This window comes from Sediminibacterium sp. TEGAF015 (assembly GCF_025997995.1).
Lineage (GTDB): Bacteria > Bacteroidota > Bacteroidia > Chitinophagales > Chitinophagaceae > Sediminibacterium.
This window is the reverse complement of sequence record NZ_AP026683.1, coordinates 1,188,396-1,209,359: the sequence shown is the minus strand read 5'-3', so window position 1 is coordinate 1,209,359 and position 20,964 is coordinate 1,188,396. Positions and strand designations below refer to the sequence as shown.

Genomic DNA, 20,964 nt, shown 5'->3' with positions numbered 1-20,964 from the left:
CATGAATTTTGATCAGCTATTCGATAGTTTCAGAAACACACAGGTGTTGATTATTGGAGATGTCATGTTAGACACTTATTGGTGGGGTAACGTGGAACGAATTTCTCCTGAAGCTCCTGTTCCTGTAGTTGAATTGAGACATAAGGAATGCAGAGTAGGAGGGGCGGCCAATGTGGCTTTGAATACCGCTTCTCTGGGTGCAAAAACAGGAATTATTTCAGTGATTGGGAATGATTCGGATGGTCAGACTTTATTAGATTTAATGAACGAACAGTCTATTGATACTTCATTTGTCATTCGCGCAGAGGGTAGAATTACTACCAATAAGATGAGGGTTATGTCGAGGAACCAGCAGATGATGCGGTTGGATTCCGAAATCACAACTGAAATTGACGAAAGGCTTGAAGAAACAGTAATCAGGAATGTAGAAGCTTATATTAACAATTATCATCCTGGTGTTGTCATATTTGAAGATTACAATAAGGGTGTACTTACTACCCGTCTCATTGAAAAACTAGTTAATTTATGTAATCGACATAAGATTATTTCTGCAGTAGATCCAAAAAAGAAAAACTTTTTGTCTTATAAAAATGTAACCCTATTTAAGCCAAATCTGAAAGAAGTAAAAGAGGGATTGAATATGGCAATTGAAGAAGTTAATCTGGAGAAGATGCAACATATACACCATGTTTTACGTGAAGTGCTGCAACATCAGATTTCTTTGATTACCTTATCAGAGAAAGGCGTCTTTTATCAGGATCAACAAAAAAGCGCAATTATACCTACACATGTAAGGAAGATTGCTGATGTTAGCGGAGCTGGAGATACGGTAATTGCAGTAGTGTCTCTTGTAATGGCTGTTACTAAGCAAATTCAACTAGCAGCAGACATGGCGAATATTGCAGGTGGACTTGTCTGTGAATCTGTTGGTACTGTTGCTATTGAAAAAGAAAGATTCCTTAATGAATGTAAACGTTTATTGGCTAATTAGTCTTTGGGAGGTGATTAGTGATTCATTAGCAATTTGATATTTTTATTCAATGCTATCTAAAAGTCATCTTGATTATTTAGAATCTTTGCGACAACATAATTTTTACTTTCGTTGAAAATTAGATAAATGTCAAAGTTTACAATAGTGATTCATGGTGGTGCCGGAACCATCCTGAAGAAAGATATGTCTCCAGAACTTGAACAAGCTTATTCCAATGTGTTACAGGACGCATTGGATAGTGGCTATGCCTCTCTTGAGAAAGGGGGGAGCGCTATTGATGCAGTTAAATCAGCCATTATTGTGCTGGAAGATAATGTTCTTTTTAATGCAGGTAAGGGCTCTGTATTTACTAAAAAAGGAGTACAGGAAATGGATGCTGCCATCATGGATGGCGCTACTTTAGGTGCGGGTGCCATTTGTGGAGTTCGCAATGTGCGAAATCCTATCTCATTGGCTGCAGAAGTGATGACAAATAGTAATCATGTGTTTTTAAGTGGAAAGGGCGCCAATGATTTTGCCATACAACAAGGCATTAAATTAGAACCAGATGATTATTTCTTTTCACAATTCAGATATGATCAATGGAAAGCAATCAGAGATTCTGATAATTATTCATTGGATCATACCAATCATCATTTAGAAGAATTACTGAGAGATAGAAAATTTGGTACAGTTGGTGCAGTTGCTCTAGATGCAGCAGGCAATATTGCAGCAGCTACATCTACAGGTGGCATGACCAACAAAAAATATGGCAGGATTGGGGATAGTCCTATTATTGGAGCAGGCACATATGCTAATAACAAAACCTGTGCGATTAGTTGTACTGGTCACGGGGAAATGTTTATCAGAGCAGTTGCTTCTTACGACGTGAGCTGTTTAATGGAGTATAAGGGATTGAGTCTGCAGGAAGCAATGAATACAGTGGTGAATGAAAAGCTGGTAAATATGAAAGGGGAGGGAGGAATGATTGGAATTGATGCGAATGGTAATACTGCTATGGTATTTAATAGTGCCGGTATGTATCGTGGGCTAAAAAGTAATTCTGGTGAAAATATAGTGGCTATCTATAAATAAATCATGACTAAAAAAATTGCAATTATCACTGCTGGAGGATCAGGAACCCGAATGGGGGGAGCCATGCCTAAGCAGTTTTTATTATTGAAGGATAAGCCTATTCTTTGGTATACAATCAATGCTTTTTTTGATGCATTTGATGATATTTCTATCATTCTTGTTTTGCCCTCAGACTTTATAAGGCAGGGGGAAATACTTGTTTCCGAAATGGGTAAGGAAGACTCAGTTACTATTATTGAAGGGGGAGCTACCAGATTTCACTCTGTGAAAAATGGGGTTAATTTGCTCAATAAGGACTCAATTGTATTTGTACACGATGGGGTAAGATGCCTGATTACACCTGCATTAATCAGAGCCTGTTATGAGCAGACGGTCCTTATGGGTTCTGCTATACCTGCTGTCAGTGCAATTGATAGTATTCGTATTTTAGATGATCATTCTAATCATACAGCTATCAATCGAAGCAGGATAAAGATTATTCAGACTCCACAGACTTTTAAAGGGGAGCTCCTAATAAAGTCGTTTAATATGCCTTATCAGGAAATTTTTACTGATGAAGCTACGGTTGTAGAATATTCAGGAGAAAAAATATATTTGATAGAGGGTGATTATGATAATCTCAAAATCACAAGACCTGTTGACTTAATATTGGCAGAATCTATTTTACAAAAAAGAAAAATATATTAAGGAATTAATGATAGCGGAAAAGGCAAACGATTGTAATGCCATATGAAATAGCTTTCTTTTAACGGATTGAATTTGCTGTAAAACCGAGCAATACCTGGAATTGATGAACCTTCAAAATCGAATAAGAGCTGTTGTTCACTGAATTCCTTTAGGCATTCATAATAAAGAAGATAATTGGCATTTTCCTTTCTTCCTTCCGGGGTACTGGCATTAATTATATTATAGATTCGTTTGTTATCTTTTAAGAGCAGTAAAACAGCATATAGATCTCCATTAGGATTGTGTATGCTTCTGGCAAAATATTGAAGATGATTGTTAGTAGACTGATTGCAAAGTTGAATCAGTTGTTCATAATCATTCGTTTTGATATGCGGCATTTTATATCCTTGTATTTGCTGATATAAAGAAATACAATCATTTAAGTGGATTTTTTTATTATACCCCCATTTGCTATTAAGTAGTTTTTCGCTTGTTTTTGAAATTTCTCTTTTAAATTTTTTTTCCAATTCCGTAAAGGGTTGGTGAAGAGATAAATAAAAATTCGTCTTGGGTAATGCACCTAATTGGTTGGCAAGTAGTGTATTGTCTTTGTTAAGTAAGATGCTTCCGTATTGGAATTTTTTTTGGATTTTCTTTCTTATTGTTTCATTCAGTGTCTCCTCTGACATTCCGATAAGTCCCAGTTGTTGCATAAACGGTGGTGTATATGCATAATCAATACCCCATTTTTTTCTATAAGGTATGGGGATAATGGCTTCGTAATCTCCAATAATAACTGCGGCCCAGTTGTCTGAAAGTTGATTCAGAAAAGCTGATTGAGCATAAATTAAACCATTGGTTGAATTATTTACAATCCAATTCCATTTGATTGTATCAATTTCATTAGATGACAATATTTCAATACTTTTTCTCAATGTATTTACTTGCCTTTTCCTGACAATATAATTCGCAGTGTGTGCATCATGATTTTAAAATCTAAAAGTAAAGATGCATTTTCAACATAAATCAAGTCGTACTGCATTCTTTCAATCATTTCTTCAATATTTGATGCGTATCCAAATTGAACCATCCCCCAGGAAGTTAGTCCTGGCTTTACTTTTAACAGATATCTGTAGAATGGTGATACCTGTAACAATTGATTGATATATATTTCTCTTTCTGGTCTTGGGCCTACAAGGCTCATGTCGCCCTTTAATATATTCCATAATTGCGGCAATTCGTCTAGCCTCCATTTTCTCATTGTTTTCCCCCAGGGAGTTATTCTTGGATCTTCGTCACTGGAAAGAGCCGGACCCTCTTTCTCAGCATCCAGATACATACTTCTGAATTTATAAATGAAGAAAGGGTTCCCTTTATAACCAATTCTTTGCTGTTTATAAATTGCTCCACCTGGCGAGCTTAAATAAGTTCTGATTGAAATATATAACATGATAGGGCTAAGGATAATCAGACCTGAAATGGCAGCCAGTATATCTATCATTCTTTTGATATGCTGTTCTTCAGGCGACATGGTAGCTGTTTGAATATCCATGAGCAATGCTCCCAGTATATTGCTCGTTTTTACGGAACCTGCCAATATATCAATTGTATCAGGCACTAATTTGATGTCAATTTCTCTCTCTGTTAAGATGCGGACAATCTCTTCAATAAGTTCTTGTTCTTTTTTATCAATAGAAATAATAACCCGTTCTATTTCATGCTCATCAACAATTTGTTTGATTTGATTAGTTGAGCCCAGATGTGGCATCCATTTGGATAAGCCATTATTGGTGTCTTCTTTATGTACAGAAACAAATCCTATTGTTTTATATCCCAGATATTTAAAATTTCTATTTAATGCTTCGTATATTTTGATTGCGTTAATGTTGTTCCCAACTATTATTGTTTTGAAGAAAACTTCTCCTCTTTTAAGCGTTTTTTTTGTTTGAAAAAGCAGTAAGGTTCTTCCACTGACAATCAGAATAAATTGAAGAATAAAAAAGACAAAAAACTGATTGGCTTGTTGTATTAGCGAAAAGCCCGGAATAATGTATAATATTAATACGCCAAACAATGAGTGTAATAAACTGGAAGTTAGTTCACTTAGTCTTGATTTATCGTAAAGGGATCTGCTATAACTACCCGTAATGAAATAAAATGCGATCCAGTAAAGGGGAACAAAAAGAAATTTGAAAATTGTTTCCAGCCCGGTTACATCAATCTGAAAGAGTTTGATTGAATGATTTTCCTGATCAGGATAGGTTAGAAAAAAAAGAATAAGTGTAACGAGAGAAAAAATAAAATCACTGACTATATATAAACTGATATTCTTTTTCCTGTTTTGCATATTGTAAACTTCAGTTATACCAATATGCTGGTATTGTTTATTTTTTCCAATATCTGATGCGCTACTTCCATTGCCAGATATCCATCTATTTCATTTACCTCTGTGGGTTTGTTATTTAGTATAGCGTCTACAAATGAACTTAGCTCTAGTTTTATTGCATTGAGTGGCTCAATGGATGGGGTTGCTATGGCAATTGTTTTTTTACCATTAGGCGTTTCTATATCAAATGAGAAAGCTTTTTCATCCTCAGGTTGCTTCAATTTAATTATTTCCGTTTTCTTTTCCAGAAAGTCTATGCCTATATATGCATCCTTCTGAAAAAGCCTGATTTTCCGCATTTTTTTCATGCTGATTCTGCTACTGGTCAAATTGGCAACACAACCATTGTTAAACTCGATTCTTACGTTTGCTATATCAGGAGTGTCTGTCATTACAGCAACGCCACTGGCTGCAATATTTTTAACATCACTTTTTACAAGACTTAATATGATGTCAATATCATGAATCATTAAATCAAGAATAACGCTTACTTCAGTTCCACGGGGATTGAATTGAGCTAGACGATGTACTTCTATGAACATTGGGTTCAAGTGCATGTCCTTTATAGCGAGGTAAGCAGGATTGAATCTTTCCACATGTCCTACCTGTAATTTTACATTGGCTTCCCTCACCATATTTACCAAGTCTTTGCCTTCCTGTAAAGTGTGGGTAATGGGCTTTTCTACAAAAACATGCTTGCCCTTTCTTACCGCTTTCATGCAGATGTCGTAGTGAAGTGTTGTTGGAGTTATTACATCTATGGCGTCACAGGCATCAATCAATTTATCTTCGTCCATAAATCTTTTGATACCATATTTTTCTACCACTTCCTTTGCATTTTCATTATTGGGATCAAAAAAACCAACCAGTTTTACTCCTTCAATTTCTTTCCAGTTGTTTAAATGAAATTTACCTAAGTGCCCAACACCAAATACGCCTACTTTCAACATAAATTAATAATATAATGCGTAAATATAGCCAATCAATTGAACAGGTCGAAATTTTGAATAGAAGTCAATCTTGATTCATTGGTTAGAATGGCAGCACAAGCGGCAGCATGTGGTATTTCGTATTTGAAATAAAACCGGCAAACATGAATTTTGCCTTCATAAAATGATCGCTGTTCTTCTGAAAGATTGCTGGAAGACAATAAATCCAATGATTTTGTGGCCATTTTCAGCCATTGCCATCCAATAACTGCATATCCCATCATTTCCAGAAAAACAGATGCATCTGAAAGGTACTTGGCTGTATCTCCTTCCGTTGCGACTGGCTTAAGCTTATTTAAGACCCATCTGATTCTTGAGATTTCCTGATCCAATAATTCAGCTTCAGCAGATAGTTCCTGAGAAAGTTGCGCAATGGCAATTTCTTTGTTGAATTCCGCAAATAACAATTCCAGTGCCTGACCGTTTTCAAGCATTACTTTTCTGCCTAAAAGATCAATCGCCTGAATGCCGGTTGTGCCTTCATATAAAGACATGATTTTTAAATCGCGATAATGCTGCTGAACTGGGAAGTCGGTGGTGAAACCATATCCCCCCAATGTTTGAATAGCCAGTGCCGCTGATCTGCTCCCTTGTTCTGAAGGATAGGTTTTAGCGATAGGAGTTAATATTTCCAGTAATAGCTGATAAGATTTTTTTTCTACTCCTTTACTGGCATGGTATAAATCGTAAAGCAAATTACATTCAAGCCCCAAAGAGATGGAACCTTCTGCAATTGCTTTTTGTGTAAGTAGCATTCTTTGGATGTCTGCATGATGAATAATGTGAATAGGAGCAGCATCTAAATTTTTTTCTCCTGCTTTTCTACCTTGTGGCCTTTCTTTAGCATATTGAAGTGCGTATTGATAAGCAGCCATTGCAACAGATGCAGCAGATAACCCTACGCTGATTCTTGCGCCATTCATCATCTGAAACATATAATTCAACCCCTTGTTGGGTTCTCCCACCAGATAACCTATACAATCGTCGTTGTCACCAAATGATAGATGAGTTGTTGCATATCCACGTTGTCCCATTTTTTGGAAATCTCCTGCGCAATACACATCATTATAAGTTAATCCCCCATCCTGGTTCGGTCTGAATTTTGGGATAATAAATAATGAAATACCTATTACACCTGCAGGAGCTCCTTCCATTCGGGCTAGCGTAAGATGTACAAAATTTTCGCAGGCTTCGTGTTGCCCAGCTGAAATGAATATTTTTTGTCCTTTTATTAAATATTGTTCTTCTGATATTTTCTTAGCTCGAGTTTTTATATCTGAGAGTGAACTACCAGCCTGCGGTTCAGTTAATGCCATTGTTCCCTGCCATTCTCCCGAATAAATTTTAGGGACATACTGCGTTAGTTGATCGATTGTGCCAAAACTGGTTATTAATGCTGCCGCTCCTGCAGATAATCCCAGATATCCCTGTACCCCATTGTTTGCTGCCTGAAAAATATGATGTGCTGTTCCAAAAATCAATTCTGGCAACTGCATGCCTCCATGTTCAAATATGGCACTACCGCCAATCCAACCTTGCTCCGCTGCTGCTGTGATGATTTTTTTTAAAGCCGGGTGAGTAATCACCTTTCCATTCCCGTCATAGTATGCAGGTGTTTCATCCATTGTCTTGAAACAGGGTGCCATTTCCTGATCGGCCAGTGCTTTGGCAGAATCAATCATCATCCAGGCCTGTTCTTTATTTAAGTGCGCAAATCGTTCGTAGCCGAAAAGTTTCTCCACTGGGTGTACATGGAATAAAAGGAATTTTAGTAATTCCATACTGGTATAAGGAGCCATATTATTGAATTAAAGCGATGAGTTCTGCAACATAGGCGGGTTTGTCCTTCCCCTCTATTTCTAGTGTGCAGCTGAGTAAGATTTGAATAGTGCTATTTTCCTGAATGGTTGCCTCCTTTAATTCAGCACGGAGTCTAACGCTGCTATCGACACTTACAGGATGGATAAATCTTAATTTGTTCATCCCGTAATTCACAAAGGATTGGATATTATTGATTTCTACAAGACTATATAATAAGTTGGAAAGAAGCGATAGTGTTAAGTATCCATGAGCTATTATTTTACCATCCGGAAGCCATTTTTTTGCTTTTTCTGTATCTGTGTGTACCCATTGTTTGTCGCTGGTTAGTGCTGCAAAATCCAGAATCATTTGCTTGTCAATAGTAATCCATTCACTTGGCCCCAATTTGGTGCCGGTAAGTTTGAGCAAATCTTCCTTTTTTGATACAACAAGTTTGTTTACCATCCCAGCATTCTTTTTAACCTTTTCAAAGTTCCCTTCCATAGTCCGCCGTCAATTTGAATCCTTCTGTCGGTAGTCCAAACCAGCGCTTTGATATTGGTGACGTAGTACAATTTACCAAAGCCCTTTTCTCTTAGTTTCAGTGCGAGCCAACCGTCTTCATTGGTCCCTGGGGGGTGATTGAATCCGTCTACGGCAAGTCCCTGCTCTCTTTTGAAGCCAGAATTGAAACCATATGCATTCATAGCTTCATCCCTGAAAATTCTGTTTAGCCATCTCATTAAATCTGCAAAGTACTCGTAGAAAAAATAGGTGAATCTACCTGTATTGCCAATGGGTATGAATGAGAAACGACCGTAAACAGAGCAAATTTTATCATTGGTAGCCAATGGTTTTACCATTTCTTCTATCCAGTCTTTTGGATAAATCGTATCTGCGTCGGCATTAAGAATATATTTTCCTTTTGCTACAGCCAATCCGGCATTTCTTGCATTGGTGATTCCTTGCTTGGGTTCGTTTACACAAGTGATACCTGTTGCAGTAACCATTTCAGCTGTGCGGTCTTTTGAATTATTGTTGACAACAATAATTTCCACTGGCCATTGGGTTTCGTTATTACTTAAAGAAAGTAGTGTCTGTAAAATGTTTTCTTCTTCGTTGTACGCTGGAATAACGATTGAAACCACCGGCGGTTGGATGGATATTTTGCTGTACCTTTCTATTATCAGTGCAGTTGTTGCAATCTCTTTGGGATTCGTCTTATATAGCTGTTCAATATAGGGGGGAATTGATATGGGTCTCATCGGGGATAATAATTGTGCTGAAATGGATTTAAATTCTATTAAATTCGATGCTTATATATTTAAATATATTTAGATTTCTTACATTAGCAAAATTTTAAAATATGGCATTCTCAAACGCTGATACATTAAAAATCGTAGTAGTTGAAGACGAGATGACCATGCAGCTGATTTTAAAAAAATACCTAAGTGCACTATATCAGGTAGAAATTTTTAAAGACGGTGTTGATGCAATGGCTTTTTTACAGCAAGGCAATGTGCCAGATTTGATCATTTCTGATTTAAATACACCTGTTATGGGTGGTTTGGAATTGACCAAGCAACTAAGGGCTAGCGATTTTTTCAATGCAATACCCATCATAATTTTATCAGGTGAAGAAAGCTCTGAAATGATAATCCAATGCTTGGAAGCAGGTGCGGATGATTATCTGGTAAAACCATTTAATCCTAAAGAACTGGAAGCAAGATTAAGAGTGGTTTTGCGTAGAATCAGAAAATAACTTTATTTAAAGGCCTAATGAATACAACAGTCCCTCCCCAAGACCAGGTTATCATTTTTCTTAATTGTGATGATAACATATTTGATACATTTTCGTCGGCCAATCTAGGGGGGCGCATGCTCAAACGTTTTGCCAATCCCTTGCTTTTTTTTGCAGAGTGGGAGAAAAGTAAGTTTAATCTTGTTGCTATTGTTTCACAAAGTGAAGTATTAGGAATCGGTGGGATTTCTTTACTGGAGACACTGATAAATAAGAGGAATATCAATGTTCCATTTTTTCTGGTTAGTCAGCAATTAAGCGAGAGCACTATCAGAATGACACTTAAGTCAGGAGTAGCAGATGTATTTAAACTTCCTATTCATAAAGAGAATCTGGAAATACGTATTCCCTTTTTAATTGAGAAATGGAATGATTTAAAACATACCAATACTGTATTGGACTTTCATAAATATAAAACACCTTTTATTAAAAGGGTTTTTGATATTTTCTTTGCCAGCCTTGCTTTAATATTGCTTTCCCCACTTTTGATCACAGTTTGTATATTGCTGAAACTGGAGTCTAAAGGTCCTATATTTTATTACGCACTGAGGGTTGGTTCCGGTTATAGAACCTTTAAATTCTACAAGTTCAGGTCAATGTTTGTAAATGCAGACAAGCGCCTGAAAGATTTGAAACACCTAAATCAATATGCCCCGGCAGCAGAGGAAGCACCCGACAATAAGGTGGAGGAGGAATATCTTTGTGATGAATGTAAAGCAGCAGGTACAGGTTGTAAATTCCCTATTTATTCAGACACCATACAATGGTGTGAAAAGCAATACAGCGAAAGTAAAAAAGCAAAAGCTGGTTCCGCCTTTTTTAAACTTAAAGACGATCCCAGAATTACCAAAGTGGGTAAATTCATTCGAAATAGTAGTATTGACGAGCTACCACAGCTTTGGAATGTTATCATTGGCGACATGAGTATTGTAGGGAATCGTCCCTTGCCGCTTTATGAAGCAGAGAAGTTGACTACAGATAAATATGCCATGCGATTTATGGCCCCTGCGGGCATCACTGGTCTCTGGCAGGTTGAGAAAAGAGGAAAGGGAGAAATGTCAGAAGAAGAACGCCTGATGCTCGATAACAAATATGCAGAAAATCATAGTTTCTGGTACGATATCAAGTTGATTCTCAGAACAATACCAGCTTTATTACAAAAAGAATCTGTATAATCCAACTATTTTCTTTTTTTTCATTTAGGCTGCTTCCTCAGTTTGAATAAAGTGGGGATATCTAAACCTTCGGTTTTAGCTATATTATTTATCTTTAATCTTTATGAAAATCATTGGTTTAGATATAAATTACCCTAAATCCAGCTTTCTTTCAGAAGTGAGGGTATCCGTTATCAGGCAATGGCTGTTTTGTTTTCTTTTTACCATAGGATTACTGACTAGCGCTTCAACTAGAATGCAAGCCCAGGAATCTATGATACCAGAGCTATCTTATCCTTTTTTGGAAAAATTGATTTTTACAGCAAAGCAAAATTATCCGTTAATGAAAGCTAATCTAAGGCGGGTTAATTTTGCTAATTACAATTTGCAAAAAGCCAAGCTTTCCTGGTTCGACTTTTTTACATTATCCGCTTTTTACAGCCCTAGTACATCGGTTACTTTAACCAATGCCACATTAACGGGGGTACAGATAGGATTGTTTATCAATTTTAGCAATATTATTCAAAAGCCAACTGTCATCAGACAGTCCAGAGAAGAGCTGGCAATTGCGCAGTTAACAGCTGAACAATATGCAATAACGCTTGAAACCGATGTCAAGAATCGTTATTTCAGGTATATGCAAACACTCTCTGTATTAAAAGTTCAAAATCAGAATGCAATTGATATTGAGGCATTGTATAAACAACTCAAATTCAAGTACGAAAGAGGAGAGGAGACATTGGAGAATTTCACTAAAGTGATGATTCAAAATGCTGATCAAAGGCAAAAGATAATTGATGCTGAAAGTGCAGTCCTGATTGCAAAAAATGCTTTGGAAGAATTGGTTGGGAAAAAATTGGAAGAGATTAAGTAAATGGAATTACAGAAGTTTTTATTACTGTTATACAAGCGGAAATATATACTGCTCATTGTACCAATGATTGCCGTATTTATTACCTATTTTCTTGTAAGAAAGCTTCCAGACACGTTTAAATCAAGATCCAGAATTTCAACAGGACTTGTTGATCAATCCCAACAATTTTTAGAAACCAATAAGACGCAGGATGATAATAAGATTTCTCAACAATTCAGTAATCTGATTGAAATGAACCGGTTGAAAAGGATTTTTGACCAAGTATCTTTTCAGTTAATGGTTCACGATTTAACCAGTGATAAACCTTTCAGACAACCCAGTAAATTATTAACTGAAATTGGGCCGGAGGCACGGGCGCATGCACTAGATGTTTTCAAAAAGCATATTGTTTCTAAAGAACCATTGTCTTTGTTTGATAAGGATCAGTTTGGTATTAATCAATTGCTTATTTCGATGGGCTATGACGAGCCCACGCTTCAGAAAAAAGTGATTATTTACCGTGTTAATAACAGTGATTTTATTGATTTTGAATACGAGTCTGAAAATCCATTTTTATCAGCTTTTGTAATTAATTCATTGATTTCAGAGTTTGTTGATTTTTACAGTAATTATATCAAAGGGAACCAGCAAAAAGCGGTGAACTTTTTAGATATGCTGATGAAGAAAAAGTACGATTCAATGAATGCCAAAATGCGTTTGTTGAGAGACTATAAAATCAGAAACAGGGTTTTAAATCTGAATGAACAGGCAAAGAGCCTGTATATGCAGATTGCGGATTTTGAATCTAGGTTACAAGTTGCACAAAAAGATGTGGAGGCGTATGAAGGAGCCATTAAAGGAATTGAAAGAAAATTCAGTCCTCAGGATCGCCGTTATCTGGAAAGTGTGGTAGTTGATGTAAATCAGTCGGTCATCTCCACGAGGGAAAAATTGCGACAGGTAACCAACGATTTGGTTAAAAGCAATTTTGATCCAAGGATAAAACAGAAACAAGATTCTTTGAGAACTGATCTGGAGCTTAAAGTATTGGAATCCACTGACCGTTTATTGGTTAGCCCTTTGGCCAATAAGCAATTACTTATACAGCAGAAGCTTAATCTGGAAATTGCATTGGATCAGGTTAGAAGTAGTATTGATCCACTGAGTTCTGAATTGCGAAGACTCAATGAAAAATTTGACATGCTAGTTCCGCATGAAGCTCTTATTCAGAGCTATGAGGGTTCTGTTGATGTTGCTGGTAAAGAGTACCTAGATATTCAAAATAGATTCAATCAAACTTCTCTTGAGTCTAGTATGACGGTACAGTTAAGGCAAATAGAACTTGCTATGCCGGGGCCGGCTCAACCGTCTAAAAAATTATTACTGGTTGCATTGGCAGGAATTATCAGTTTTGTTTTTTGTTTAGCTGCCTTATTTGTGATTTTCTATCTAGATGACAGTATACAAAATGCAACAGAGTTGGCTAACAAGACAAATCTGCCTGTTCTGGCTTATTTGCCTTATATCAACACTTCAATGCTCGATTTAACTAATCTGTGGAAGAATGGGGAAGGAAACAGAATAACCATTGCATTTAAAAATTTACTTCGTTCTCTCCGTTTTGAAATTGAGCGGGAAATGGGAAATCAAAAAGTACTGGTAGTTACCAGTCTAAATGCTGGCGAAGGTAAGACCCTTATTTCATTAGGCCTTGCCTATGCATATTCAATGGTTAATAAACGTGTTCTCGTAATTGACGGCAATTTTGATCAGCCTACCATCAGCGAAACTACCAGTTCCAATATGTATCTGGAAGACTATCTTAAAAACAGAATAACGCTCGGTGAAGTTATTAAAGAGGGTAAAATAAGTGTGCTCGGAAATAGGGGGGGCGATACTTCCATCTTTGAATTTTGTGATGAATCAATAGTGAAGCCTAAATTAGCTTACCTGAAAGATGTTTTTGATATAATTATTATTGAAGCACCATCCATGGATAAGTTGAATAAGTCAAGAGAGTGGATTGTGCTGGCAGATAAAGTAGTTGCCATTTTTGGAGCGGGAGCAACTATCAAAAACGGGAAGAAACAAAGTGTTCAATATCTCTACGATTTGGGTGAACAGTTTGCCGGCTGGGCATTGAATAAAGTAATTATCAATCGCCTTAACAAGATTCCTAAATAATTTAATTGCTTCAAAATGACTATCCAATTCGTTCTCGAATTTGTATGGGCTTTCTTTCAGATTGCTATTGGGTATAATTTAATTCTGCCCTTTTTTTTGCTCCTGATATATGCCATCACAGCTAATAATAGAAAATTCAAAACACACGAAAACAAGGAAGCGGATTATGCAATTATTGTGACAGCTTACGAGCAAACAACTTTAATACCATCTGTTGTTGCTTCCCTGTTAAAATTGGATTACAGTAATTTTCTAATTTATATTGTTGCAGATAAATGTGATATTTCTGGTCTTCATTTTGAAGATGAAAGAGTAGTCATTTTGCGTCCTGAGCAAACCCTGTCCAGTAATACCCGCTCTCATTTTTATGCTATTGATAGATTTAAACGACCCCATGAAAGACTAACCATTATCGATAGCGATAATTTGGTTGATCCCGGATATTTGAAGGCATTGGATGAATATTTTGATTTAGGTTTTAAAGCAGTACAGGGCGTGAGAGATGCAAAAAATTTAGACACTTTGTATGCAGCATTAGATGGCGCCCGGGATATTTACTATCATTTTTATGATGGCAAAGTTTTGTTTAATGTTGGCTCCTCCGCTACACTTGCTGGTTCTGGCATGGCTTTTACAACATCCTTGTACAAGCAATGTTTGGGTCATTTGGATATTACCGGGGCCGGCTTTGACAAAGTTTTGCAAAAGGAAATTGTTAGCAGGGGACATCGAATTGCTTTTGCCGAACATGCTATCGTTTATGATGAGAAAACATCAAAAAGTGATCAGCTGGTAAACCAGCGGGCAAGATGGATTAATACTTGGTTCAGATATTTTACATTTGGTTTTGGATTAACTGCAAAAGGAATAACAAGATTAAGCTGGAACCAGTTTTTATTTGGACTGATTTTACTTAGACCCCCATTGTTTATTTTTTTGTTGCTGGGATTATTCTGTTTGTTGTTGAATTTGATTTTAAATCCCTTTTTGGCTTTGATTTGGGGATTGGGTTATCTTGTTTTTATTGGAGGATTTATGATGTCTCTACTATTAAGCAATACAGATGCCAAGATATATAAATCCCTGTGGGGTATCCCTAAATTTATTTTTTACCAGGTTCTCTCATTGTTAAGCGTTCGTTCTGCCAATAAAAGATCTGTTGCTACCAAACATTTTCATGCTGATAAAAAAACTGAATAATTTTCCTATGTCACAAAACATTAAAAGTTTTATTCAGTTTCTGATACAGCAATTAATTGGTTATTCTACCTATTTATATTGTTTTAGTATTTACCGAGTGCTCCGATACCAAATGTTTAAAGATGATGATGACGTTAAATTTTTTATACAACTTGTTAAAAAACAAAACAAAGGAATAATTATTGACGCAGGTGCAAACGTTGGTTACATGAGTGTGATTTTTGCAAAAGCATTTCCCGAAAGCTCCATAGTTTCTTATGAGCCAGTTAAGTTGCTTTCCTCAATTATTGCACGGGTTATCCGTTTTTTTGGTACTAGCAATATTGAAATAAGGCAAAAAGCGTTGGGCGATTCCATTGAATCTGTCATCATTAAAACACCGATAATACAGGGCGTTAAAAAGCAAGGACTCAGCTATATTGATAAAGAAGTGGAAAGGGCAGATGCTGATATACTAAAGAAAAGTATTGATGAGCAAGTTGATATGGTTAGCTTAGATAGTGAATGGTTGAATGATATGGGTTCGCACAAAATATCCGGTATTAAAGTTGATGTAGAAAATTTCGAGTATTTTGTTTTGAAAGGTGCTGCTCAAATACTTGAGAGGTTTAAGCCTGTTGTAATGGCAGAGTTATGGGATAATAACAGGAAAAATGCCTGTATTCAGTTTATGGAAAAACTGGGTTATAGGGTATATATTATTAAGGATAAAGCCTTAGTCCAATTTCAAGGGCAACCATCTTTAAATTATTTTTTTATACCAGTTACAAATGAAATGGAATAAATAGATCTTTATGAGAGTTAAACCCGCATCAAGACGACTTAGTAAAGAGGAGCAGGCTATTCAAGACCAGAAAAGACTGGACCACTTAACAAGGTTAGCTGCACTGGTTTTTGCAGGCACAAGCGTTTATTACTTTTTTATAAAACTATTATTTCTTTAGTGGACGAATTATTCCAGATACCAATTGGGCTTGATAAAAAGCGAAAGGGATTTTTCTCGCTCTTGCATGATTTTTTCATTGTAAGAAAAATGGGTGGGATCTTAGGTCTACTCTTTTTTTCTGCGGCAGCCGTATTTTTTTCGCTTGTAGTTGGCAAATTGGGTCTGGTTCCGGGAGTACTTATTTTGTTAGTGCTTATTGGTTTGCCAATTGTGCTGGCTTTGATATTTTATCCTAAAATAGGAGTGATAACATTCATTGTTTCAGCATATCTGATTATGTATGTAGGAAGGATGAATATTATTGATTTCCCATTGGGGACCCTGATGGATGGAATGGAGTTGCTCTTATTTTTAGGCATATTTGTTCAGCAGAAAACGGAATCTAACTGGGGGCTTTTTAAAGGTCCGATTAGTGTCATTATTTTAATATGGATTGTTTATAACTTAATACAGGTAATAAATCCAACAGCAGAGTCCAGGTTAGCATGGGTATATACTGTACGTTCCGTTGCGGTTATTATGATGATGTTCTTTGTTTTTTTATACAATATCAGAACACTCAGTTTTATTAAATTGATTTTAAAAGTCTGGATTGGGCTTTCCGTTTTTGCTGCTCTGTATGGGTATAAACAACAGTTCATTGGTTTTACCTCCTTTGAAGAAGCGTATCTTTATTCTGATCCGGAAATAGCTGGTCTTTTGTTTATAGGGGGGCAGTGGCGTAAATTTTCCATATTTACCGATCCTGTTGCATTTTCATACAATATGGTGGTTAGCGGACTTCTTTGTATTGGGTTACTGACAGGTCCTTTTTCCAGAAGAACAAAGATCCTGTTGATGATTTCTGCTTTTCTTTGTATTACTTCCATGTTGTTTTCTGGTACACGAGGTGCCTATGTTTTACCTCCTGCTGCAATGGCTCTGTATGCAATTTTGAAGTTTAACAGGAAAGTTATGCTGGGAGCAATCATTGGTGCGCTTGGATTTTTAGCTTTAATATTTGTTCCAACTACCAATCCAACTATTTATCGTTTTCAAACTGCATTTAAGCCATCTGAAGATGCTTCATTTAACGTACGTAAATTCAATCAAAAGAGAATTCAGCCATTTATTCAAAGCCATCCACTAGGAGGCGGTTTAGGGGCTACAGGTATGTGGGGTAAACGATTTGCTCCTAATTCATTTCTGGCAAATTTTCCACCTGATAGTGGTTATGTTCGTGTTGCTGTTGAAACCGGCTGGGTCGGGCTTCTGATTTTTTGTACACTAATGTTTATTATCCTAAAAGTTGGGATCAATAATTATTATACAATAAAAGATCCTACTTTAAAATCTATCTGTTTGGCAATGATACTGGTCATATTTGCCTATCATATTGGAAATTATCCTCAGGAAGCAATTGTACAGTTCCCCTCTAATACTTTGTTTTATTTGGTTGCAGCAATCATTGTTATCACTAAAAGGCTTGATTTGCAAAATGATAAAACAAACGAACTCAATAAAAGTGTATGATAAAAGGCAAAGATATTGTTATCGTTGGTCAGCAACCCTGGGATGTTGAAATTGGCAGTAATTGTAAAAATATTGCCCTCGAGTTTAGTAAGCACAATCGAGTATTATACGTGAATGCTCCGCTTGATAGGATTAGTCTTATGCGTGGGGGTAGTGATAATAAAATAAAGAAACGCAAAGATGTGATTGAAGGTAAAGCAACGGGTTTAATTCAGATAGACGTGAATCTATGGAATCTATATCCAGACTCTATGATTGAATCTATAAACTGGATAAGTATACATACTATATTTAGATTCTTGAATAAAGTAAATAATCAACGTTTTGCCTCTAGTATTCAAAAGGCAATTCACACTTTGAATTTTAAGGACTTTATTTTGTTCAATGACAATGACATTTTCAGAAGTTTTCATTTGAAAGAACTGTTAAAGCCGGCTTTATATATCTATTATTCAAGAGATTACATGCTTGCAGTAGATTACTGGAAAAGACACGGTGAAAAGCTGGAGCCTCAACTGATTGCTTCTTCTGATATTTGTGTAGCTAATTCAACTTATCTGGCAGATTATTGCAGGCAGTACAATCCCAATTCCTATTATGTAGGACAGGGCTGTGAATTAGGATTGTTCATGGATTTCAAAGGAGAAGAGCCTGTTGAAATGCAAAAAATTCAGGGTGTTAGAATTGGCTATGTTGGTGCATTGCTTGGTCTTCGCTTAGATATTGACCTCCTTACAGAGGTTGCCAGAAGTCGGCCTGATTGGCAACTTATTTTGGTTGGCCCAGAGGATGAACTTTTTAAAGAAAGCGAACTTCATGCATTGGCTAATGTTCATTTTATAGGATCAAAATCCCCTGATGAACTACCAGCTTTTATACATTCTTTTGATATTTGTCTGAATCCTCAGGTTATCAGTCAGGTTACCATTGGAAACTATCCTCGGAAAATAGATGAATATCTGGCAATGGGGAAACCCGTAATTGCAACCAGTACTCCTTTTATGGAAGCCGTTTTTTCCGAATATACTTATCTAGCAAAAAATCCAATTGAATTCATTCAATTGATAGAGCTGGCGTTGGGTGAGGATAGTAAAGACAAGCAACTCAGTAGAAGAGGTTTTGCCGCTCAACATACTTGGGAGAACAGTGTAGCGGAAATTTATAAAGCCATTGAAAAACATTCGGATTAATTTTTATTGTATATTAAGAAAGATTATCTCAAGCGTTTGAATATGATTAAAAAGCTGGTACAGCAATTGAATAATAAGCACTTTTTGTCTTTAGCGGGCAATGGTGCCATGTCTGTATTGGCAATGATTACTGTTGCGGTTTTATATAGGGCGCTAACAATTGAGGAAATTGGATATTGGGTCTTTTTTCAAACGGTTGCTATTTTGTTGGATACTTTCAGGACAGGTTTTTTACAGGTAGCTTTAGTAAAATTCTACACGGGGACCCAAAATAATCGTGCAAGGGAGGTAGTAGGTTCTGTATGGTTTTTAGCTATTGCCATTACAGCTGTGATGGGGTGCATCAATCTTCTGTTTGTTCCTTTACGATCTTATTTTGATAATCCAGCTATATTAGTTATCATCCAATGGTTTGGATGGAGTTTTTTAGCCAGTTTGCCATCCAGTATTGCTTCCTGGATATTGCAGGCAGATCAGCGTTTTGACAAATTATTGATTTTAAGAATCATTTCACAAGGAAGCTTTATTATTTCGGTTGTATTGCTGATTCTTACAAATCAGATGCAGTTGCAAAATGTATTTATAGTCAATATTGCTTCAGCAAGCCTTGCCAGTTTAATTGCAATTTTTGCGGGATGGTCTGGAATTAAGTCCATTAAGGCAAAGTCCAATGATTGTGTTAAAGAGATATATCATTTTGGCAAGTATAGTGTAGGCACAACCATTAGTGCCAATATGCTAAGAAGTGCTGACACTTTTATAGTTGCGTATATGTTGGGTCCTGCAGCCGTAGCAATTTATAATTTGCCAGGAAGGTTGATGGAAATAATTGAAATTCCGTTAAGGAGCACTTTGGCAACTGCTATGTCTTCATTGGCCAAGGCATTCAATGTAGGTAATAAAAGGGAGGTTGCCTATATTCTGCAAAAATATGCGGGCACTTTGACTATGGCTTTTATCCCGGTTGCCATAGGGGCAATACTCTTTGCAGATATTGCAACTGGCTTACTGGGAGGAGGAAAATACGTGGATTCCGAAGCTGCCAACTTATTAAGAATCATGATGGTAATGGCTGTTTTTTATCCTATTGATCGTTTTATAGCTGTTTCTTTGGATATTATTCATCAACCTAAAGCAAACTTCATTAAGGTTTTATTGATGTTGCTGGTAAATGTCATTGGCGATTTTGTAGGGATATATCTGACAGGTAATTTGTATGGAGCAGCATTGGCTACTTCTTTGCCGCTTCTGGTTGGAATTTTTTATGGCTATTACCGTTTTAATAAGTTTATACCTTTTAAATTGTCCAATATTTTTGTGACAGGATATATTAATATCAGGAAAATACTTCGAAAGTACCTGGTTAAAAAATAATGAAATGGTTGTAGCACATTTGATACTTGTTCATTCCAAACCTGGTCAGTTGAAAAGACTGGTTGGAAAACTAGTGCATGATAAAGCTATTTTTTTTGTACATGTAGATGCAAAAGCTGATATACAGCCATTTAAAGATGCTTTGGTTGCTTTTAATAATATTCATTTTGTTACTAATCGGGTAAATATACAATGGGCAACTTACAGTATGGTAGAAGCTACTGTGAATGGGTTTAAGGCAATTGTAGACTCTGGTCTGCCTATTGATTATGTAAACCTATTAAGTGGTCAGGACTATCCAATTAAGAATGTTGCAAAATTTCATGATTTTCTAAGACTGAATCCAGGGAAGGCCTTTATGCAATGTCTGGATATTGAAACAGAATGGACAGAAGCGATTAGCAGAGTAAGGTCATATCACTTTACACATTGGAATGTACCCGGTAAATATAAGATACAGCAAATCATCAACTTTCTGTTGCCAAAAAGAAAGTTGCCAGAAGAGCTCATTCCTGTTGGTAGGTCTCAATGGTTTACTATCTCATTAAAACATGTTGTATTTATCATTAAAAGGTTAGCGGCTAACCCCGCATTTTCAAGATTTTTTTGCTACACATGGGCGCCGGATGAAATTATTTTCCAGACCCTTTTGTTTAATTCCGCTTTTAAGTCTGATATCATTAATAATAATCTTCGCTATATAGACTGGTCTGAAGGGTTAAAAAATCCTAAGCTTTTGAATAAGGAAGACTTCAGCCTTATGATGCAGTCCGGTCATTTCTTTGCAAGGAAATTTGCTGAAAATGATGAGGTACTTAACATGATTGATGCTGAAATAGGGTAG

Annotated in this window: 19 protein-coding genes; 13 read left to right on the top strand and 6 right to left on the bottom strand. The window is 36.4% G+C overall.

From position 1 onward, the window contains the following. Nucleotide 1 precedes the first annotated feature (1 nt). From TEGAF0_RS05405 to TEGAF0_RS05395, 3 genes are all read left to right on the top strand, one after another. Complete coding sequence (locus TEGAF0_RS05405) at nucleotides 2-991, top strand: bifunctional heptose 7-phosphate kinase/heptose 1-phosphate adenyltransferase (protein ID WP_264900689.1); 990 nt, start codon at nucleotides 2-4, stop codon at nucleotides 989-991. Nucleotides 992-1,117: 126 nt separating this feature from the next. Further along, nucleotides 1,118-2,065, top strand: a complete 948-nt coding sequence (locus TEGAF0_RS05400; RefSeq protein WP_264900687.1) for an isoaspartyl peptidase/L-asparaginase family protein — start codon at nucleotides 1,118-1,120, stop codon at nucleotides 2,063-2,065. A 3-nt stretch (nucleotides 2,066-2,068) separates the two neighbouring features. Further along, complete coding sequence (locus TEGAF0_RS05395) at nucleotides 2,069-2,752, top strand: 2-C-methyl-D-erythritol 4-phosphate cytidylyltransferase (RefSeq protein WP_264900686.1); 684 nt, start codon at nucleotides 2,069-2,071, stop codon at nucleotides 2,750-2,752. Here TEGAF0_RS05395 and TEGAF0_RS05390 read toward each other — a convergent pair. Genes TEGAF0_RS05390 through TEGAF0_RS05365 form a run of 6 tightly spaced genes read right to left on the bottom strand, consistent with a single transcriptional unit; the run spans nucleotide 2,749 to nucleotide 9,171 of the window. Beyond that, the gene (locus TEGAF0_RS05390; RefSeq protein WP_264900685.1) at nucleotides 2,749-3,666 is read right to left on the bottom strand and encodes a hypothetical protein; all 918 of its coding nucleotides are present in this window, start codon (nucleotides 3,664-3,666) and stop codon (nucleotides 2,749-2,751) included. The two genes, TEGAF0_RS05395 and TEGAF0_RS05390, sit on opposite strands and share 4 nt — an antisense overlap. Before the next feature lie 5 nt (nucleotides 3,667-3,671). After that, nucleotides 3,672-5,078, bottom strand: coding sequence for a sugar transferase (locus TEGAF0_RS05385; RefSeq protein WP_264900683.1), 1,407 nt, complete (start codon nucleotides 5,076-5,078; stop codon nucleotides 3,672-3,674). Between the two features lie 14 nt (nucleotides 5,079-5,092). Beyond that, the gene (locus TEGAF0_RS05380) at nucleotides 5,093-6,067 is read right to left on the bottom strand and encodes a Gfo/Idh/MocA family protein (protein ID WP_264900681.1); all 975 of its coding nucleotides are present in this window, start codon (nucleotides 6,065-6,067) and stop codon (nucleotides 5,093-5,095) included. A 32-nt stretch (nucleotides 6,068-6,099) separates the two neighbouring features. Further along, nucleotides 6,100-7,905, bottom strand: a complete 1,806-nt coding sequence (locus tag TEGAF0_RS05375) for an acyl-CoA dehydrogenase (RefSeq protein WP_264900679.1) — start codon at nucleotides 7,903-7,905, stop codon at nucleotides 6,100-6,102. Between the two features lies 1 nt (nucleotide 7,906). Further along, nucleotides 7,907-8,371, bottom strand: a complete 465-nt coding sequence (locus tag TEGAF0_RS05370; RefSeq protein WP_264900678.1) for a MaoC family dehydratase — start codon at nucleotides 8,369-8,371, stop codon at nucleotides 7,907-7,909. After that, complete coding sequence (locus TEGAF0_RS05365) at nucleotides 8,365-9,171, bottom strand: glycosyltransferase family 2 protein (protein WP_264900677.1); 807 nt, start codon at nucleotides 9,169-9,171, stop codon at nucleotides 8,365-8,367. The genes TEGAF0_RS05370 and TEGAF0_RS05365 overlap by 7 nt, the downstream gene beginning before the upstream one ends. Nucleotides 9,172-9,272: 101 nt before the next feature. Between TEGAF0_RS05365 and TEGAF0_RS05360 the strand changes: the two genes are divergently transcribed. The 10 genes from TEGAF0_RS05360 to TEGAF0_RS05315 all read left to right on the top strand — a co-directional run bounded on the left by TEGAF0_RS05360 (nucleotide 9,273) and on the right by TEGAF0_RS05315 (nucleotide 20,964). Next, nucleotides 9,273-9,668, top strand: a complete 396-nt coding sequence (locus TEGAF0_RS05360; protein ID WP_264900675.1) for a response regulator — start codon at nucleotides 9,273-9,275, stop codon at nucleotides 9,666-9,668. 116 nt (nucleotides 9,669-9,784) lie between these two features. Further along, nucleotides 9,785-10,882: a sugar transferase gene (locus TEGAF0_RS05355; RefSeq protein ID WP_272501743.1), complete on the top strand. Its 1,098-nt coding sequence runs from the start codon at nucleotides 9,785-9,787 to the stop codon at nucleotides 10,880-10,882. A 103-nt stretch (nucleotides 10,883-10,985) separates the two neighbouring features. Beyond that, on the top strand, nucleotides 10,986-11,735 hold the full coding sequence (locus TEGAF0_RS05350; RefSeq protein WP_346347633.1) for a TolC family protein: 750 nt from the start codon (nucleotides 10,986-10,988) through the stop codon (nucleotides 11,733-11,735). Further along, nucleotides 11,736-13,898: an exopolysaccharide transport family protein gene (locus tag TEGAF0_RS05345; protein WP_264900673.1), complete on the top strand. Its 2,163-nt coding sequence runs from the start codon at nucleotides 11,736-11,738 to the stop codon at nucleotides 13,896-13,898. It begins immediately after the preceding gene. A 15-nt stretch (nucleotides 13,899-13,913) separates the two neighbouring features. Next, nucleotides 13,914-15,098 carry a glycosyltransferase family 2 protein gene (locus TEGAF0_RS05340; protein ID WP_264900672.1) on the top strand — a complete coding sequence of 395 codons (1,185 nt, stop codon included), beginning with the start codon at nucleotides 13,914-13,916 and terminating at the stop codon, nucleotides 15,096-15,098. A 7-nt stretch (nucleotides 15,099-15,105) separates the two neighbouring features. Beyond that, nucleotides 15,106-15,882: an FkbM family methyltransferase gene (locus TEGAF0_RS05335; RefSeq protein ID WP_264900671.1), complete on the top strand. Its 777-nt coding sequence runs from the start codon at nucleotides 15,106-15,108 to the stop codon at nucleotides 15,880-15,882. 159 nt (nucleotides 15,883-16,041) lie between these two features. Beyond that, nucleotides 16,042-17,556, top strand: a complete 1,515-nt coding sequence (locus TEGAF0_RS05330) for an O-antigen ligase family protein (RefSeq protein WP_264900670.1) — start codon at nucleotides 16,042-16,044, stop codon at nucleotides 17,554-17,556. Further along, nucleotides 17,553-18,746, top strand: a complete 1,194-nt coding sequence (locus tag TEGAF0_RS05325; RefSeq protein ID WP_264900669.1) for a glycosyltransferase — start codon at nucleotides 17,553-17,555, stop codon at nucleotides 18,744-18,746. The genes TEGAF0_RS05330 and TEGAF0_RS05325 overlap by 4 nt, the downstream gene beginning before the upstream one ends. A 42-nt stretch (nucleotides 18,747-18,788) precedes the next feature. Further along, entirely contained in the window at nucleotides 18,789-20,120 is a 1,332-nt protein-coding gene (locus tag TEGAF0_RS05320; RefSeq protein WP_264900668.1) for a lipopolysaccharide biosynthesis protein, read from the top strand. Between the two features lie 4 nt (nucleotides 20,121-20,124). Continuing rightward, nucleotides 20,125-20,964 carry a beta-1,6-N-acetylglucosaminyltransferase gene (locus tag TEGAF0_RS05315; RefSeq protein WP_264900666.1) on the top strand — a complete coding sequence of 280 codons (840 nt, stop codon included), beginning with the start codon at nucleotides 20,125-20,127 and terminating at the stop codon, nucleotides 20,962-20,964.